Origin of the sequence: Methanocella sp. MCL-LM (genome assembly GCF_049676595.1) — an archaeon.
In the GTDB taxonomy this organism is placed as follows: domain Archaea; phylum Halobacteriota; class Methanocellia; order Methanocellales; family Methanocellaceae; genus Methanocella_A.
This window is the reverse complement of sequence record NZ_CP187259.1, coordinates 1910266-1927010: the sequence shown is the minus strand read 5'-3', so window position 1 is coordinate 1927010 and position 16745 is coordinate 1910266. Positions and strand designations below refer to the sequence as shown.

The 16745-nt window shown below is 53.2% G+C and carries 18 protein-coding genes; 9 read left to right on the top strand and 9 right to left on the bottom strand.

Going from position 1 to position 16745, the window contains the following annotated elements:
• From ACPLPM_RS09915 to ACPLPM_RS09895, 5 genes are all read right to left on the bottom strand, one after another.
• Complete coding sequence (locus tag ACPLPM_RS09915; RefSeq protein ID WP_424356624.1) at window positions 1–387, bottom strand: hypothetical protein; 387 nt, start codon at window positions 385–387, stop codon at window positions 1–3.
• Window positions 388–507: 120 nt separating this feature from the next.
• Complete coding sequence (locus ACPLPM_RS09910) at window positions 508–981, bottom strand: hypothetical protein (RefSeq protein ID WP_424356623.1); 474 nt, start codon at window positions 979–981, stop codon at window positions 508–510.
• 117 nt (window positions 982–1098) lie between these two features.
• Window positions 1099–1434 carry a hypothetical protein gene (locus ACPLPM_RS09905; protein WP_424356622.1) on the bottom strand — a complete coding sequence of 112 codons (336 nt, stop codon included), beginning with the start codon at window positions 1432–1434 and terminating at the stop codon, window positions 1099–1101.
• Window positions 1435–1581: 147 nt separating this feature from the next.
• Entirely contained in the window at window positions 1582–1953 is a 372-nt protein-coding gene (locus tag ACPLPM_RS09900; RefSeq protein ID WP_424356621.1) for a hypothetical protein, read from the bottom strand.
• A gap of 144 nt (window positions 1954–2097) precedes the next feature.
• Window positions 2098–2985: a methionine synthase gene (locus tag ACPLPM_RS09895; protein ID WP_424356620.1), complete on the bottom strand. Its 888-nt coding sequence runs from the start codon at window positions 2983–2985 to the stop codon at window positions 2098–2100.
• Between the two features lie 180 nt (window positions 2986–3165).
• Here ACPLPM_RS09895 and ACPLPM_RS09890 point away from each other — a divergent pair, with 180 nt between their 5' ends.
• Window positions 3166–3435 carry a hypothetical protein gene (locus ACPLPM_RS09890; protein ID WP_424356619.1) on the top strand — a complete coding sequence of 90 codons (270 nt, stop codon included), beginning with the start codon at window positions 3166–3168 and terminating at the stop codon, window positions 3433–3435.
• Between the two features lie 38 nt (window positions 3436–3473).
• On the opposite strand, the gene ACPLPM_RS09885 is transcribed toward ACPLPM_RS09890, so the two are convergent.
• Both ACPLPM_RS09885 and ACPLPM_RS09880 read right to left on the bottom strand, forming a co-directional pair.
• Window positions 3474–4043, bottom strand: coding sequence for a flavodoxin family protein (locus ACPLPM_RS09885; protein WP_424356618.1), 570 nt, complete (start codon window positions 4041–4043; stop codon window positions 3474–3476).
• A gap of 73 nt (window positions 4044–4116) precedes the next feature.
• Window positions 4117–5160 (bottom strand): hypothetical protein, encoded by a 1044-nt coding sequence (locus ACPLPM_RS09880; protein WP_424356617.1) that lies wholly within the window; start codon window positions 5158–5160, stop codon window positions 4117–4119.
• A gap of 191 nt (window positions 5161–5351) precedes the next feature.
• Between ACPLPM_RS09880 and ACPLPM_RS09875 the strand changes: the two genes are divergently transcribed.
• The 8 genes from ACPLPM_RS09875 to ACPLPM_RS09840 all read left to right on the top strand — a co-directional run bounded on the left by ACPLPM_RS09875 (window position 5352) and on the right by ACPLPM_RS09840 (window position 15849).
• Window positions 5352–5918, top strand: coding sequence for a hypothetical protein (locus ACPLPM_RS09875; protein ID WP_424356616.1), 567 nt, complete (start codon window positions 5352–5354; stop codon window positions 5916–5918).
• 9 nt (window positions 5919–5927) lie between these two features.
• Window positions 5928–6461 (top strand): hypothetical protein, encoded by a 534-nt coding sequence (locus ACPLPM_RS09870; RefSeq protein WP_424356615.1) that lies wholly within the window; start codon window positions 5928–5930, stop codon window positions 6459–6461.
• Between the two features lie 64 nt (window positions 6462–6525).
• Window positions 6526–7941: a metallophosphoesterase gene (locus tag ACPLPM_RS09865; RefSeq protein ID WP_424356614.1), complete on the top strand. Its 1416-nt coding sequence runs from the start codon at window positions 6526–6528 to the stop codon at window positions 7939–7941.
• Entirely contained in the window at window positions 7938–10286 is a 2349-nt protein-coding gene (locus ACPLPM_RS09860) for an AAA family ATPase (RefSeq protein ID WP_424356613.1), read from the top strand. Before ACPLPM_RS09865 ends, ACPLPM_RS09860 begins: the two co-directional genes overlap by 4 nt.
• Window positions 10273–11427 carry a DNA double-strand break repair nuclease NurA gene (locus ACPLPM_RS09855; RefSeq protein ID WP_424356612.1) on the top strand — a complete coding sequence of 385 codons (1155 nt, stop codon included), beginning with the start codon at window positions 10273–10275 and terminating at the stop codon, window positions 11425–11427. Before ACPLPM_RS09860 ends, ACPLPM_RS09855 begins: the two co-directional genes overlap by 14 nt.
• A gap of 3 nt (window positions 11428–11430) precedes the next feature.
• Window positions 11431–11988, top strand: a complete 558-nt coding sequence (locus tag ACPLPM_RS09850; protein WP_424356611.1) for a hypothetical protein — start codon at window positions 11431–11433, stop codon at window positions 11986–11988.
• Window positions 11966–13534, top strand: a complete 1569-nt coding sequence (locus ACPLPM_RS09845) for an ATP-binding protein (RefSeq protein WP_424356610.1) — start codon at window positions 11966–11968, stop codon at window positions 13532–13534. The genes ACPLPM_RS09850 and ACPLPM_RS09845 overlap by 23 nt, the downstream gene beginning before the upstream one ends.
• Window positions 13535–13722: 188 nt before the next feature.
• Window positions 13723–15849, top strand: a complete 2127-nt coding sequence (locus ACPLPM_RS09840) for a PAS domain S-box protein (protein WP_424356609.1) — start codon at window positions 13723–13725, stop codon at window positions 15847–15849.
• Between the two features lie 50 nt (window positions 15850–15899).
• Here the strand turns inward: ACPLPM_RS09840 and ACPLPM_RS09835 are convergent, their stop codons facing one another.
• Together ACPLPM_RS09835 and ACPLPM_RS09830 are read right to left on the bottom strand one after the other, a co-directional pair.
• Window positions 15900–16409: a helix-turn-helix transcriptional regulator gene (locus tag ACPLPM_RS09835; RefSeq protein WP_424356608.1), complete on the bottom strand. Its 510-nt coding sequence runs from the start codon at window positions 16407–16409 to the stop codon at window positions 15900–15902.
• A 7-nt stretch (window positions 16410–16416) separates the two neighbouring features.
• Complete coding sequence (locus ACPLPM_RS09830) at window positions 16417–16641, bottom strand: LSM domain-containing protein (protein ID WP_424356607.1); 225 nt, start codon at window positions 16639–16641, stop codon at window positions 16417–16419.
• Between the last annotated feature and the right edge of the window lie 104 nt (window positions 16642–16745).

The following is a 16745-nucleotide window of genomic DNA, read 5'->3' as shown; positions in this document are numbered from 1 at the left end:
TTACGAGAACCAGTCCTGCTGGTATTCTCCTCTGTTGATCGCCTCAGCCACCTTGTAGCCGTCGTACATGCCATATAGCCATATCACCAGCGGCACCAGACAGGTCCAGCACAGGAGGAAATAGCCGATCAGTAAAACTATGCCTTTCTTGACATGCCCATTGTAGATCTGGCCAAGGCCGGGTACGAGGAACGATAACACTACGGACAAGATAGGCTCTTTCCGGTTTACGACCTGGACAGTAGCTGCGCTGCTCGCCATCTGCTCGGTACACTGCCTGCATACCACATTTCCATTGACAGTCATTGTACAGTCCGGGCAAAGTGCCCTTCCGCACCGGGTGCAGGTGCCTGTCGCATCCCGATCGCCGTGTAAATAACACTTCATAGTAATCCCACCGCATGTTGTGAAATAAGCAGCTGATTAACAATACAGAGGATAAATAGATAAAGGCTGCGTGTTCTACCTTGGCAGCCTTAACCAGTCTGAAGAGTCTGAAAATATAAATTAGTCCAGCCAGTCCCGGACAAGCTCGCCATTATTAATCTGCACTGCAGATACGTAAGCGTCGTACACTTCGTAGATGTAGAGGATTACAGGCAGCAGGAAGACCGGCAGGCAGCACACGAATCCGACTCCGATGGTAGCGAAGCTTCCCAGAAGGTACAGGGCTGCTACAATTGCCCCTATGAAAATGTTAGCCAGCGTGAGAATGATAAATTTTTTAACCTGGCCGTTGTATAGCTGCCCTAAACTAAATAATAGGCTGCCGGTGAAGAGCCCGCCAATGAGCGACAGTACTGCAGCTAAAAACGGGTCCTTCCGCGGAGGAGCGCAGGCGGGGCGTTCCGCCATTTTGGCCGCGCATTCCTTGCAGGTAATTTTCCCGCCGACGTTAAGCATGCACTCCGGGCACAGCGCTTTTCCACACTGGGTACAGGTGCCGGCTGCCTCATTAGTACTATGATTATAACATTTCATACTGGATATTCCCCCTCGAACTGGTTAAGATGATAGCAGTTCGCGGTTAAAAAGTTATCTGGAAAAAACCCGACATCCGGGTAGATATTGGCAAGAAAAAATAGGAGCCCGAAGGGCTCAGGAGAACCAGTCCCGGATAACTTCGCCAGTGTTGATACGCTTGGAAGTCTTGAAGGCATCATAGGCTGCCCATACATTGATAAGCAAGGGCAGGAACAGCATGGGGAAACAGCAGAGTAGCGCCAGTGATCCTATCCCTGCGGTGAGTAAGGTCAGGCCTAAGCCACCCACGAAGTAAAGGACGTAAACAGCGATCCACATGAAGATGTAACCCAGAAGCACCACGATACCCTTCTTGACCTGATTATTGTACATCTGGCCTGTGCCGGGGATCAGGAACGAGATTACAGCCGATACGATCGGCTCTTTTATGTTAACTATTCCGTTGGACATGTTTTGGATACCACCAATATATACTACCGAGCTCCCGCTATTCGCCGCACTGGCGCCGGTGCCTCGATATTTTTTAGAATAATGCTTTGCCAGCCCATAAAAATTTCTATAAAAGAAGATGCGGCCTGAAGGCCGCTTAGTTCCTGCTCAGGACATCCAGTCGGTGACCAGGATACCCGCGTTGATATCGTTGGCCGTCTTGTACGCGTCGTAGGCTGCGTAGAGGTTAACAAGAAGCGGAAGTACGTACCCCATACAGCATAAGCATCCGCCAATACCACCCAGCGGCGCCGTGATAATTGCCAGGAAGAACGTGCCGAAGAAGGCAAGGAAAAAGATAACTATCCAGAATACGATATATCCGACTAAAAAGATGATACCTTTCTTCATCTGGCCGTTGATGATCTGTCCCACGCCGGGGATAATTAGCGATACGATTGCCGATACGATCGGGTTCTTCGCCGGTGCGCCCATAGGAGGCACAGGTGCGGCTGCGGGATTAATAGCTCCATCTACCATAGTTTAACACCCACAAATTCATTGCTGACGTGTCTATTACGATAGCCCGGATTTCCGGGCATGTGTTGAACTAGAGGTAGATAGGAGTAAGAGCTAGATAAATGTTCCCTTGAGTAGCCGCTGGCTTCACCTAAAATATACTCTTCAACCGATCTTTCTGACTGCCTCGACCATGTGGCTCAGCTTGGCATAAGCCGCTTCTTTGGTGCGCATTCGCATTCCGCAGTCAGGGTCGATCCACAGGTTCTTCTTCCCGATCTTCTCGATAGCCTTGCGGATGTTTGCTTCGACGGCTTCCGCACTCTCGACGGTGTCCGATTTGGTATCCAGGCAGCCGTAGCCGATGATCTTGCCGTGCGCCTCGATGAGTTCCCGGTCCATGGCTTCGAGGTTCTTAGAGATCGCGAACTCGTGGTCGAGTACCCGGACGTTGGCTTCCAGCAGCTTCTTAAAGATCGGCCTGATATCCCCGCACACGTGCATGACGGGGGTTTCGGCGGCTTTGGCTACTATGTTCACCGCTTTGATGCCGGTCTCGAGATCTGCGTCAACACTGAAGAAAGGCTCGTCGATCTGGATGATGTCGGCTCCGGCCTTCGCGAGCGCCCGGACTTCCGATGCCTGGGCATAGGCCAGATCGTAGATCAATTCCGGATCTGAAGTGGACTTGTACGGCGAAGTCTTATCTACTACCGAGCTTTTGGCCATAGTCGTCGGGCCCGTCACGATGCCCTTGACTACGGCTTTGCTGCCCGCCACCTTTTTAGCGTACAGGTAGTCCTGGACCGTAGCAGGGGTGTCCGGCGATTCGATGCGGCCTGCAATGTGGTATCTGCCGCTTTCGTTTCTGTAGCCACGCATGTTGAGCGCGAATATTCCCACCATATCGGAGCGTACCTGGCCGTCGGAGATCACAGAGATACCTGCCTTGATCTGGTCGTTTACCGCGATCTCGATGGCCCGCCTGGCATCGTCCTCGGTGCGCACCGTGATTCCCGTGGGGTAGCTGCCTACGACTGTAGTTATTAACATATCTGCATACCGGTATACTGCTTAAGATATTTAGCCTTTAGTCAGAATGAAAACCCTGTTGCCAGCACGTTTACGTTACCTCGTATTTACGTATATAAAATATTATTTTGGCATATAAGTAATTATACAATGGTAATAAAACATTTTTAAATTAGCAAGTACTATCTCTCTACGTACATAGTGTACGGACAATATTGGAGGAAGAAGTACATGAGCAAGTTCGGGATGTTTCAGATTCTGGGTGCCGCAGTGATGACCGTAGGCTTGATGTTTCTGCTTATCACAGGCCTGTCGTACACCGGAATCCTCGGCATAGAGAGCATCGCCATAGAAACTGCCCTGCTGAGCCTGCTAATGGCCACTAATGGCTTCATGATCATGCTGTTCGGAGTCATGAGCAGAGGCTTGGCCGTAAAAGTAGAGGCCGGTGCCCCGGCTGCCGCCCAGTAAGCGGCCGCCGCCGAACTGAAAAACAAAACAACGGCTGGTTAGCCGTGAATCTTCTTTAGCAGCCACGCCATGTTTACTGCCAGATTGCGGACCGTCCGCAGGCCTTCCTCATCACTTTTAACTTCTTCCAGCGCTCTGCCGTAGCCTACGTTCCAGTAGGTCGAGCCGGGCACGATCATGCCGTTGATGAAGAAGAAATAGTTCAGCTGCGCAAACGTGAAGTTAGCTCCGGCCCTGCGGGCTACGGCGATGGATGCGCCGACTTTTCTCTCCAGCGACCGGTTCTTCTTGAGAGCCACGTAACCCGCACGGTCCAGCAGCGCCATCATCTGCGGGGTCGCCGAGCCGAAGTAAACAGGGCTGCCCACGATGATCCCGTCGGCCTCTTCCATCTTTGCGAAGATCTCCTGGAAATCGTCTGCTATCTGACAGTCCATAAGAGCTTTACAGGCTTCGCAAGCCTCGCAAGGAGCGACCGTCTTCTCAGCCAGCCTTATAAGTTCTACCTCGATACCCTCAGCCTTGAGTGTATCGAGCGCCTCGTTGATGAGATACTCGGTATTACCCCGCATCCGGGGGCTGCCGCAGATACCTATGACCTTAACCATGAATATACCTCGATAGGATGCAATACCGGCAAACGTATATAACTGATACGCCAGATCGCCCGACTCGCCCGATTTAAAGAGTAACTACCCGGTCTTTTGTAATCCCCTGCCAGTGCCGGACGAAGTCATCCGACGGCATACCCGGAAACGGGTCTATGATGCAGACGTCGCAGGACTTTACGACTCCTGCGAGCTTCCTGACGTCCCCGTGATAGACCTCCAGCTCGACGCTGCCCGAAGCTCTGGCGATCAGCTCAGGCTCGCCGCCGATGACGGGCAGGCCCGAAAGAGAGCGTAGCCGCTCAAGACCGACTCCCAGCAGTTCCCGGTTTGCCTCGATGTTCAGGAGGATGCTTTCCACTGCCGGCAGCCACGCATCGTTAAGGATTACCTTCTCGGCACCGGCAGCGGCCGCCATGAGCCCGAGTGTGCCCGCGCTTGCCATACCGTCCACGACGGTTTTACCTGCCAGATCGCCCTGGAGAAACATCTTTTCCAGCACTTTGATCTTCACAGAATTGTTTCGCCAGTACTCTACATGCATCACGGACTGGCGGCGGTAGAAGCAGAAATCGCCTACCAGGGAATTTAATACATCTCCCCGGACATCGCAGCCTGCCAGCAGATCATACAGGTGCGGCTCCTCGCCGGTATCCGGCAGCCCGACGCTTTTTCCCGGCCCCCCATGCCTCCGGATGACACCCTTGATCTCGGGGACCTTTGCCAGGACATATTCTGCAGTCTTACGATCGATCTCGTCGAGGACGAGGACCACATCCTTCTTCCCCAGCCTCGGCGGGTCGATCAGGTCAACACCCAGGGCTACCAGCGGAGTCCCCACATCCTTCAGGGCAGCATTGCCGGGCTTCAGGCCGGAATCGATCAGCAGGTCCAGAACCTGCGCCATGACTATGTCTAAATGCCTCCTGCCGCACGCAGGGCATCGACCCGCATCCGGACCGGCGGTAATGCCCAGCCCCCGGAAGGGAGCCATTTTATCCAGCGGCTGATCGGCGACACAGGTGCTGCATGGCACGTACAGCGACGAGGATTCGGCGAGAATCTCAGCCATGGGCTTGACACAATCAGGGCTGCCGCAGGTAGGGCATGTGAACATAATTACGAGTATATTATACAGTTAATATTAACCGTTGTGGTATAAGTGATAACTGTAATATCGGTCGGTATTATACGGGCGACATTTAATGGAGTCGAAAGGATATGGCAGACGGCATCCAGCAAATTACGAGGCAGGCCAGCCCCAGTAGACAACACGCTTAAATAGGATGCATCCGAGACTTACAGAAGATGACGGATGCCCTTTTCGTATCGGACCGCGGTAACGCCTTCAGCCAGGCATTCGAAGAGCTGGGGTTCACCTGCCACCAGGTTACGCCCGGAGCGTTCGGATCGCCTTTCTGCATGCCGTGCAAACTGCTTATTATACCGTCGGGCTTCGCCGACCCCAAGTACTACAAGATCACTTCGGCCATCGAGAGAAACGCCGACAAGATAAAGCAGTTCGTGGAGCGGGGCGGTGTGCTCCTCGTCTTCGGAGCTATGCTCGACGACTACACGTACGACTGGCTGCCAATGAAGCTCTCGTACCACATGAAGTTCAAGGCAGTGGACGTCACCCTCGCAGACCCCGCAGACCCGGCAGCATCGTTTATATCGCCAGGCAAGCTGGACTGCGACGGCTACTTTACCGAATGGGACGGCAACGTCGTAATGGCCAGAGAGGAAAACAAGCCTGTGCTCATCTCCAAAAAGATCGGTGAGGGCTACATCGTTGCAGCGGCGCTACACCAGTACCCGTCAAAACAATTCCTGGAATGGGCTTGCGGCAAAGACCGCTGTGCCTGCCTGATTTGAGGCGAAAGCATGGAGAAGGAAGTCAAAGACCTCAAACAAATGTTCATGCAGAAAAAGCCCTGTCTGATCTTCCTCGCTATCTCCCGGGTAGAGAAGCCTTACGTCTCCACACTAATGAAAGAAGCCGACACGACTTTTGCCCACACTACTAACATCCTTTCCGATATGGAGGCCTGCGGCCTGGTCGAGTTCGTCGCCGAAGGCAGGGTCAAACACGTCAAGCTCACCAAGCGCGGCAAAGAAGTCTCAAAAGCGCTGATGAAGCTCGAAGGCATCCTCGGAGGCGAAAACCTGCTGCACGACCTGAAGACGCTCGAGAAGCGGGTCAACGGCCTGGAAACGAGGATAAAGGCTGGCGGTCTTGACGAAAGAGCCGTCAGGAGAGCTATGAAAAGCCTGTCGGAAGTAGCCGTACGTACCGGTGCAATAGAGGGCGAGTCAAAGCTGTTCAGCAACGAAAAGCTCGTTTACGAAATCAGGGTCATGAAAGAGCGCCTTGAATATTTAGAGACAAAGCTGCAGCCAGTACAGAGTGACGACTGAATATTTTCAGGCTGCATACCAGTTACGGTTAATATATGCCTGCCCCATAATCACAAGGTGTCCTATGAACTTCATACACACCGCTGACCTACACCTCGGCTACCGCCAGTACGACCTGGACGAGCGGTTCAGGGACTTCGGGCGATCGTTCAAAGCGGTCGCACAGCAGGCGATCGAAGCCCGGGCAGAGTTCCTCCTCATCGCCGGAGACCTTTTTCACAGCCGGAACATCAACGCTCCCACGTATTTCCAGGCACACCATATACTCACACTTCTCAAAGACGCCGGTATCCCCTGTATTGCTATCGAAGGCAACCACGACCGGGCTTTCATAAGGGATGGCATGTCCTGGCTGGAAGCGCTGGAAAGCCAGGGCCTCCTCAAGCTGATCAAGCCCTCGCCCGAGGGACTGGTGGATGACTACGTCGATATCGGGGGCACCCGCATCTTTGGCATGTGCTACGCTGGCGCATCGACATCGAGGATCATCCCGGACATCGCCAGAAGAATTACCGAGATCAATTCAACTGATAAGCCTCAATTCACAGTACTGATGATGCACACCGGCATCGAAGGCCAGATGAAGGGCAACATCATCGGCGAAACCTCGTATGAGGACATCTATAAGCTGAAGGACGCAGTCGACTACCTGGCCCTCGGCCACTACCACTGCGCCTACGAGATCGACAGCTGGGTGTTCAATCCCGGCAGCCCTGACACCTGTTCTATCGCGGAAGTGGGAGAGCCAAAGGGCTACTACCACATCGTCGACGGCAAAGCCGCCTTGAAAGATATCCCCCGAAGAAAGTTCCTGCCGATCACGATACGCACTGACGATCACCTGAACGCGGCATCGCTGATGGCGGAGGTCGAGAAAAGACTCGCTGCAACAGGCAGGCCTGATCAGCAGCCGGTCGTCCACATTCTCTTCCGGGGCTGCCTGAACTTCGATAAAGCTCACCTCGACCTCGACAGCGTCAAAGCTCTGGCAGCGGAAAAGCTCGACCCGCTGTACGTGGACGCCCGGTTTGACCTGACCAACGACGAGGTCTGCATCGCAGGTATCGAAGCCGGCAACTTTGACCGGCTGGCCATCGAGAGAGAAGTGCTGAGCCGGCTCGCTTCCACAGACAGCATGCTCGCCCCCTACGCAGGATACTTCGCCTGCGCCCTCTCGGAGATCAAAGATCTGGCCATTAAAGAAGCTGATCCGGAAACACTGGACAGGACACTCCGCAGGGCGTTCGAGGACATCAAAGCCGGGAAAGCGCCGGTATCGCCCAGGCCTGCAGTCGAGGAGAAGAAGCCGGTGCCTGTGCCAATGGTAGAAGAGTCGACCGGGCCTGTAGAGGAAAAGCCCCCGGCACCGAAGAAGAAAGCCCGACAGAAGCCGGCAGAAGTCAAAGTCGAAACCCCACCTACGCCGCTCGTCCAAAGCAGGACGCTGGATCAGTTCTGGAGCGGAGGTAAGATGCCATGATCATCAGAAGAGTCTCCCTCAAAAACATCAAGAGCTACAAGGAAGCCGAAATAGAGCTCCCCGAAGGCATCACAGGTATCTCGGGCCTGAACGGATCAGGCAAGTCCACCGTGCTGGAAGCAATCGGCTACGCCCTCTTTGACTGCTTACCTTACACCCAGGCGGAGTTCGTCAGAAAAGGCGAGAAAACTGGAGAGATTATCGTCGAAATAGAGGGGAGCGACGGCCTCCGGTACTTGATCGCACGCAAGTGCGGAGCATCCCAGGCGTATTCGATCACCGACTCCCTCGGGCAGAAGTTCGAAGGTAAGGAAGATGTAGGGGACAGGCTGTGCGAAGTGCTGGGCTACAGAGTAGCCGATCTCGATGGCCTCCAGTCGATGTTCGAGAACGCAATCGGGGTTCTGCAGGGCACGTTCGTTTCAGAGTTCCTGGAGAGCGCCACCAAGCGTAAGACCATTTTCGACCCGCTGCTCCACATCGACGAGTTCAACATAGCCTTCAAGAACCTGCTTTCGCTGAAAAACCTCGTCAAAGACCGGATCGACAGGCTGGAGAACGATAAAAAGTTCCTCGAAGGTAAGACGATCAGGCTCGAGCCGCTGAAAGATGAACAAAAAATCCTGGCAGCGGAAAGCGTAACACTTGCCGGCACGCTGGCTGAAAAACGCCTGAAGCTCGCTGAGACAACAGCGGTAAAGGAGAGCCTCGACGCCCTCGAGAAAAGCGTGCAGGAGCTCGACTCCCGGTTTAAGCTGAAGACCGCAGAGACAGCCAACGCCCGCCGGGAAGTTGCAGACGTTATGACTCAGCTCCAGGCCTGCGAAGCCGCGGAAAAGAAACTGGCGGATAGTAAACCGGGCTATGATGCGTTCCTAGCGAAAAACACCGATAAGGAGAAGCTGGAGAAACAGCGCCTTGAGCGAGACGGCCTCCTGACAATCATAAACACTACTTCGATCAAAGTCACAGAACTGCGCACTAAAGCCGCTGCATCGGATAAGGCACTGGCAGATATTGAGGCTGCGGAAAAAGAAATCCCGGCGTTGACCGAAAGATCTATAGCCCAGGAAAAGCTGGAGGAAGAAAAGCACAAGACCCGGTCGATGATCCAGGCGAAGGACATCGAGCTGGCCCAGGTCCGGGAAAGGGTAAACAAAGCCAGGGGCAGCAAAGGCAACCTGTGCCCGATTCTGATGGGCGTAGAATGCAGTGCCGTAACAGACTTTACAGACTACTTCGCAAACCAGACCCGGCGGATAGACGACGAGAAGCGGGTGCTGGAAGCGCAGGCTACAACTATCGATAATCAGCTAAGAGAATTGAAGAATCCAAAGCTCGCTTTGAGCATGCTCCAGGAGCAGGTAAAGAAGAAAACTGCTGCCCAGGATGAGAAAGCGAAGCTCGCAAAGGAGCTCGAAGCCCGCAACGCGGAGTTGATGGAAAAGTTTACCAGTCTCAAGCAGTACGAGCACGTCCAGAAGGAGATAGAGCAGGCAAATAAAGACATTGCCAGCTTCAAGCCGGCCTACGAGGCTTACCAGCAGAATATCAAGGTCGCAGGACAGAAAACTGTTTTACAGCAAAAGCTGGATAAGGCCACTGCCGCGCTGGACAAATGCCAGGGCGAACTCTCCGCGCTCGAAAAGCAGCTATCAGAAAAGCGGGCACTGTACGATAAGGATACTCATCTCCAGACCAAATCGGGCTGCGAATTACTGAACCGGGAGGTCGCTTCTACTGCAGCTAAAGTAGAGGAGATGACCCGGCGGGCTAAGACTGTCGCAGATGAAATCCGCAAGATCGAGGAAGACCTGATCAAGATCAAAGAGATCGAGAAAGCCCAGGCCGAAGAGAACGAATACATGAGGTTCGTGGACATATCGAGGAACATTATCAAGAGTGCCGGCCCGGAAATCGTCCAGCTGTACATCGAACTGATCTCGAAGGAGGCGACGAAGATGTACTGCGAAATCGCCGGGGACCGCCGCCTGGAGATCAGGTGGACCGCCGACTACGACATCATCATGATCGAAGATGGCAGGGAACGATCGTTCAAGCAGCTCTCCGGCGGAGAGCAGATGAGCGCAGCCCTCGCGGTACGCCTGGCCATCCTGAAGATCCTGACAAACAGCGACGTCGTATTCCTGGACGAACCGACGCAAAATATGGACGAGCGCCGGCGCAACAACCTGGCCCAGGAGATCACGCGGATCAAGGACTTCCGGCAGATGGTAGTCATCTCTCACGATGATACGTTCAACGCCAACCTGGAGAACGTCATCGAGATCGAGAAAGTCAACGGCGAAAGCACAGTCAGGAGGTCTTCGGTTGCTGGACCTTAAGCTGCTTATGCAGGAGATATCCGAGGCCGGAGAGGAATTTATAGGGTTCGACGGCGAGGTGAAATCGGTCAGCGAGGAGTACCGGGCGAAGCTGCCGCTGATAGACAGTCTCGACGCTTCCGTAAATAGCTCCCTCCGAAAATACTCTGGCTGTAAAGTGCTGGAAGAAGGCGCTCTCGTCAGGCACTTCATGCCAAAGTTTAACTCTCGCCAGCAGGCGACTGACTGGGCACTGGAGACACTGAAAGGTACAACCCTTGCAGCAGTTGACGGCAGCCAGATTTTCCCATCCCCGACCTTATCGATGCCAGTAGGCCTGGCCCAGGCCTGCACAGTCATGAACGGCCACACCGGCAAAAACAGCTACTCGACCACGTCGACACTGAAGCTGATGACCCCTGCGGAGCTCAAGGAATCTGGCGGCTACGCATATGCTCAGTCACCCGTATCCCTCAAGCGGTTCGAGATGGAGTGTGAGCAGATTGTGGCATTCACCGAGACACATCCCGGTAACCTGGTATTCATGGACGGCTCGCTGGTCCTGTCTTTCATCACCCAGATGGACGACAAAGACCAGACAAGGTATGTCGATGCGATCGGGCGAGTAATGGAGGCTTCCGAGCGCACAAGCTCGCCTGTCGTGGCATACACTGACATGTCCATGAGCCAGGACCTGATCACCATGATGCGGCTATTCTTCAAGCTCACCCCGACCAGCAACCTTACAGATGCCTTCGTGATCAGGGAAACCTTAAACTGGGGCGACCGGACCAGGGCTTTTCTATGCGACAGGGATGATAGGATGGGCAATGGCAACCCGTCTGTGCTCGACCGGTACGGCAAGCACAGGGACAGCATTGCGTTCTTCTACCTGAACGCCAGCGGCGCCCTGCCCAGTAAAGTCGAAGTGCCGGTATGGTGTGTCAAAGAAGGAATGCTGGACAGGATTACCGACATCATCAGGGCAGAATGTATCATCAGGCCGGGCTACCCGGACATTATCCACCGGGCGCACGAGTATGCTACGATCAATAATGCAGAGTCAGGATTGTTCGAAAGCGTGATCGATAGTATGGCCCGCAAGCATAAGCTTAACTTATTCAAGAGTGCTAAAGAGCTTAACAAGCATCCGGGGGTCTAACGGTTGAAAATCGGTTCCATAGTCCAGGTCCGCTCCTTCGCAGAATACGTCGTCCGGGTCCCGGTCGACGAGGACAGCGGCTACATTCCGGCATCAAGCCTGGGCATCGGCAGCTACGTATCTGTCAGATCAGCGCAGGGATCGGTGATCGGCGTGATCTCCGACATCCTGCACAACGTGAAAGAAGACCTGCTGCCGTATCTCCCGCAGGAGAAGCAGGAAGTATTCGTGCCCTATATGGCAGACTTCCGCAGCTCGTATGTGGTTGTCACGGGCATAGGCTGTATGAAGACGTGTGCAAACCCAGCCCACTCCATCGTCTACACCCCTGCGATCAACGACGTCGCGGAGCTGATGGAGCCGGCAGAGATCCGGGCTTTCCACATGGATAACGGAAAAGCCAGCTTCGGCTACTACAAGAAGCTGACCCAGTCAACCAACCCGACAGTGGCCGCATGTGCTATCGACCGGGCTTCCGAAGCCATGCCCGAATGTGCACCGATGCTGAAAGCCCTGAAGAAGTTCACGGAGAACCGCTATGAGGCCGGCAGGCGTCGTTAGGGACGTAGAGGAGAACGAGATCACCTTCGTTTCCCCGCACAAATTCAAGACGGGAGAGTTCGTAGCCTACAAAGACCGCTGGGTAGATCCCGAGCGGTATGTGCTCTGCAGGGTCACGTACTCAAAATCGCTCAAGACCTTCCCCGACGAGTTCATCGAGGCTGCGGAGATCAGCCCTAAAGACCTCATGCAGTTCGCCGGCATGGACACTGAGGAATACGATCACCACCTGATGACCGCCCTCGTAGTCGGCTACTTTAACGAGAAGCTCCAGGAGTTCAAACACCCAAGGGCAATGCCGGACTCCGGCGAAACGATCTACGTGGCCGGACCAGAAGTGCTGCAGAACATCAGCAAAGTCCAGGCCGAAGACCGGGGAGCAGCAGCGCTCGGCACCATACCGGGCACCGACGTACCGGTAGTCATCAGCGTAAAAGACATCGTCAGCCAGCACGTCAGCGTGATCGCCTCTACGGGTAGCGGCAAAAGCTACACCATCGGTGTGCTGCTGGAAGAGATGATGAAGCCCAACAACAGAGCGGCCATTCTCGTCGTCGACCCGCACGGCGAATATTCAACTCTCTCCGAGATGGTAAATAAGCCCGAGTTCCGGGACGGCGACTACCAGCCCACCGTCAAGGTTTACCGCAAGGAATCGCTGAAGATCAAGATCACAGAGCTTGAGCTGGATGACCTGCTCGGCATTCTCGATCTCTCTGAAAAGATGCAGCACTTCTTTGTCACCGGGTTCTTCAGCTGGCGCAATGGCTCCCACCACAAGAAATCCGACTTGCGCCGGGAAATCGAAGTCCAGCGCAACCCCAACAATGAGTCCACCATCGACGCTATCCTGTGGCGGTTCGACTCGGTGATGAGAAGAGGCATCTTCGAGGACCACCTGCACACCCAGCTTTCTGAGCTATTCGCCCCGGGACAGCTTACGGTCCTCGACCTCAGTGGCATCGGCGAGTCTGACCAGCAGCTCATCGCATCGGTCCTGTTGAGGCGATTATTCGACGCCAGAGAGGGCACTGTCAACCAGCGCTACGCTGAAAGTGAAGAGCGCTACCTGCCCTACCCGACGTTCGTGGTGCTGGAGGAAGCCCACAGGTACGCGCCCCAGAACGGCGAGGCAAAGTCTAAGAGAGTCCTCAAAACTATCCTCTCCGAAGGCCGAAAGTTCGGCATCGGAGTATGCATGGTATCCCAGCGCCCGGCCAAGCTGGACAGCGATTCCCTTTCCCAGTGCATGTCCCAGATCACCATGCGCATCATCAACCCGGTAGACCAGAGCCAGATCGCCTCCAGCATCGAAAGCATGAGCCGGGAGCTGCTGGACGAGCTCCCCGCCCTCGCCAGAGGCGAAGCCATAGTCTCCGGCGTCGCTATCAATACACCTGTGCTGGTGAAAATCCGGGAAAGGTCCACACCCCATGGTGGTATCAGCCGCGACGCGCCCGAGGAGTGGAGCAGCTACTGGAAGAAAGCACGAGTTAAAAACGCCGTCCCCGCTATGATAACCAGAAATTTTAAGCCGCCGTTATAAAAGCTCATTTAATCTTTTATCCGTAGTGCAGATACTATTGTCTATAAATACTATTTTCAGTTGATCGATATTTATCGCTAATTGTTATATTATATGTTAATGTGCCCAATGCGAATACAAGTATGATGCGTCATAATTCTATCCGTACCAGAACGGCGATTGTACTGTTAGCGATCAGCTTACTGATTATGCTGGTGTTCGGAGGATTATGGATATACTCAACATACACGTGTATCAAGAACGATATTCTCCAGTCTAACTTTCAGGACGCACAGATAGTATCCCAGTACGTCAACGTATTTATTAACAATATTGCTATTGCAGAAACTGCGGAAGCTGTGAATCAAAATACTATTGAAGCAATCCGGCAAAATGATACAGTATACCTGAGAGGTGTCGGGGATAGCCTGGACCGGGTAATACCAAATTCGGATGTAGTCGTCATACTCGACCATGATGGTAATATTTTGTATCATTCCAGGGGCGCAAATACTACGCAGTTTGTGGCTTCCGGAGGGCTGGACCGAGCATATAAAAAGAATGAAACCTTCGTCACAGGCCTTTATTTAAGCCGCACTCTGAAAAGATACGTTTTTGCAGTAGCAGTGCCTGTCAAAGACGATAATAGGGTCACCGGCTATATAATCACCGCAGTCGATCCGGTACGGCTCAACGAGAATATCCAGAAGTGGCAGTCAGATCAGGACAGGAACATCATTGTAGTGGATAGTCAAGGACTGGTGGTTTCGCATAATATCCAGACCTATGTGGATGCGAGAGCGAATTTGTCTGAGACCATGCCAGTACAGCACGCGAGGAATGGTGCTGAAGGCGTAGTAGAGACAAGCGAGACATTTGACAGACAGCTAAGAATTGTCGGATTCTCGCCAGTGCCCATATCGGGCTGGGGAGTGATAGTATCTACACCGATGAACGTGGTCTATTCTCAAGTTTTGCAGAAAGTAGCTGTGATACTTGTCCTGCTCGCTGGCGGGTCGCTCGTGATACTCACGATCAGCTATTTCTTATCCTGGTACCTCACTGATCCAATCGTCGAATTATCGAATACCATGAGAAGCATATCCGAGGGAAAGTACAAGGTTCGGGCGAGGAGCGACAGGAAAGATGAAATCGGGGACCTTTCCAGGACTTTTAACTCGATGATGAATGATCTGGAACGTACCGTTGAGCTTGAGCATGCAGTGGAGCTGTCGAAAAAGTACCAGCTGATTTTTCAGCGGGCGAAAGACCCGCTCTTCTCGATTGACATAGAAGGCAAAATACTGGATGCCAATAAGGCTGCATGTCAAGTCTACGGATATACATCGGATGAACTGCTCTCTATGAGCCTGTCTGATTTAACCGCACCTGAAGAATTGTTTAGACTACCGAGTATTATCGAGAAGTGTATCACAGAAAGCTGCGTCTACGAGACAGTCCATGTGAAGAAAGGCGGCAGCACATTCTCCGTAGAGTTTAGCGCCGCAGGCACATCCTTAGGAGACAAACAGGTGATTATAGCATCTGTCAGAGATATCACCGACCGAAAACAGGCGGAAAAAGCGGTAATTACTGCCAGAGACAAGGCGGAAAAAGAAAAGAACCAGGCGATAGAAGAAACGCAAATATATCTGGATATAATGGGCCATGACATCAACAACCTCAACCAGACATCGCTCATGAATTTAGAGATGATCAAAGACGACCCGGGGCTAACTGACCAGGAGAAAAAGTCGATTAAGGCAGCGTTCCGGGCCACGCAAAGCAGTTCTGAAATCATCGACAACGTGAGGAAGCTGCAGCAAATAATAACAGGTAAGCTAGAGCTACATCCGATAGATCTGGATGAGATGATCCTCGATTGTATAAAACAAGCCCCCATTCCGGCCGACAAACCGGTAAACATTAACTATACGCAAAAGCCGGGCATGATCGTCATGAGCTTACCTCTTATCAAAGAAGTATTCTGCAATCTCATCAACAACTCGATCAAATATTCGGGCGGGGAAGTGACAATAGACATATTGACAGGCGAAACGTTCACGGATGGCAAAAAATACTATCAGATTACCGTAGAAGATAATGGCTTTGGCATACCAGACGAGGTGAAGCCAAGGCTCTTTCACAGGTTTCAGCGTGGCACCACGAAGGCACCGGGAAAAGGACTGGGCCTGTATATTGTCAAGTCATTGCTGGAGAAGTTCGAAGGCTCGATAAAAGTGGAGAACAGAGTGCCCGGCGATTATACTAAGGGCAGTAAGTTTATAGTGAGTATTCCCGCTGCAGATGCCGGGAAAAACACTCCTGGCTATTGATCGCAGGATTACCTTAAAAAAGGTAAACGCAGCTAAAAGCTGCTGCGTTTTTACTTGCGTTTCCTGGCCGGTGCCTTTTTAGGCGCAGGCTTTTTAACTTCAGGCTCTTCCGCCACTTCTTCCTCGGGCTCGGGCTCCGGGGCTCTGGCAGCCTTCTTCGGCTCGGCCGCCTCTTTTGCACCTATTTTCCTGAGCCTGGCTGCCTCTTCCTTTGCCAGCAACTCGATCCAGTTGCCGAGGTCCGGGCAGTAGTCGGGCTCGCATTCATAGGTACAGCCGACGCAGGGAGCGACCTCGTCTTCGGCCATGATCAGGTCGAACCGGTACTCCTTTTTAGGTGCCTCTTTCTTCGGCGGCACGTACGAGAGCCGGTAGGTCCTGGTGCCGCTGACCGTTTCCCACGTGCGCTTGATCTTGCCGTCGGCTTCGAGCTTGGCGACTACCCGGGAACATTTCCGGCTGTCAATATCAAGATCTTTCCACAGGTCGCTCTGGAGGACGCCCTTCGGGGCGGCTTTTATGAGCTCCAGCGCCCTGTCCTCGACGTTCGTCGCGTTCAACGCACTATTACTCCTTGATCGGGTTTAGCAAAATGATGTTGTTACCTCTAAGCACTACCGAGCCAAGCGTCCGGAGCTTCTGGCCGGCTGCGATTTCGGTGGTGTCGACGAGGTGAAGGTTCAGGTAGTCATCCGCGCTGACTAAAGTGCCTTCGAGAATGTTCTTCTCGCCTTTCATTTCGACTTGAACCTTTTGTCCAATAAGTGCCTGGACTTTTTTGTTGGGGAACAAAAAATAAACCTCCTGTTAACAAAGACAGATATGAATATAATGCACACCCTTCCTATTTGTATTTTATTATCCCGCCTGCGGCGGAAAACTCAGGCAAGGGGACG

Bases quoted from the DNA above. Each gene is read 5' to 3' on its own strand.
- ACPLPM_RS09905 (WP_424356622.1), bottom strand. From the start codon at position 1,434: ATGTCCAACGGAATAGTTAACATAAAAGAGCCGATCGTATCGGCTGTA.
- ACPLPM_RS09865 (WP_424356614.1), top strand. From the start codon at position 6,526: ATGAACTTCATACACACCGCTGACCTACACCTCGGCTACCGCCAGTAC.
- ACPLPM_RS09900 (WP_424356621.1), bottom strand. From the start codon at position 1,953: ATGGTAGATGGAGCTATTAATCCCGCAGCCGCACCTGTGCCTCCTATG.
- ACPLPM_RS09915 (WP_424356624.1), bottom strand. From the start codon at position 387: ATGAAGTGTTATTTACACGGCGATCGGGATGCGACAGGCACCTGCACC.
- ACPLPM_RS09845 (WP_424356610.1), top strand. From the start codon at position 11,966: ATGAGGCCGGCAGGCGTCGTTAGGGACGTAGAGGAGAACGAGATCACC.
- ACPLPM_RS09860 (WP_424356613.1), top strand. From the start codon at position 7,938: ATGATCATCAGAAGAGTCTCCCTCAAAAACATCAAGAGCTACAAGGAA.
- ACPLPM_RS09875 (WP_424356616.1), top strand. From the start codon at position 5,352: ATGACGGATGCCCTTTTCGTATCGGACCGCGGTAACGCCTTCAGCCAG.
- ACPLPM_RS09895 (WP_424356620.1), bottom strand. From the start codon at position 2,985: ATGTTAATAACTACAGTCGTAGGCAGCTACCCCACGGGAATCACGGTG.
- ACPLPM_RS09880 (WP_424356617.1), bottom strand. From the start codon at position 5,160: ATGTTCACATGCCCTACCTGCGGCAGCCCTGATTGTGTCAAGCCCATG.
- ACPLPM_RS09840 (WP_424356609.1), top strand. From the start codon at position 13,723: ATGCTGGTGTTCGGAGGATTATGGATATACTCAACATACACGTGTATC.
- ACPLPM_RS09885 (WP_424356618.1), bottom strand. From the start codon at position 4,043: ATGGTTAAGGTCATAGGTATCTGCGGCAGCCCCCGGATGCGGGGTAAT.
- ACPLPM_RS09870 (WP_424356615.1), top strand. From the start codon at position 5,928: ATGGAGAAGGAAGTCAAAGACCTCAAACAAATGTTCATGCAGAAAAAG.
- ACPLPM_RS09910 (WP_424356623.1), bottom strand. From the start codon at position 981: ATGAAATGTTATAATCATAGTACTAATGAGGCAGCCGGCACCTGTACC.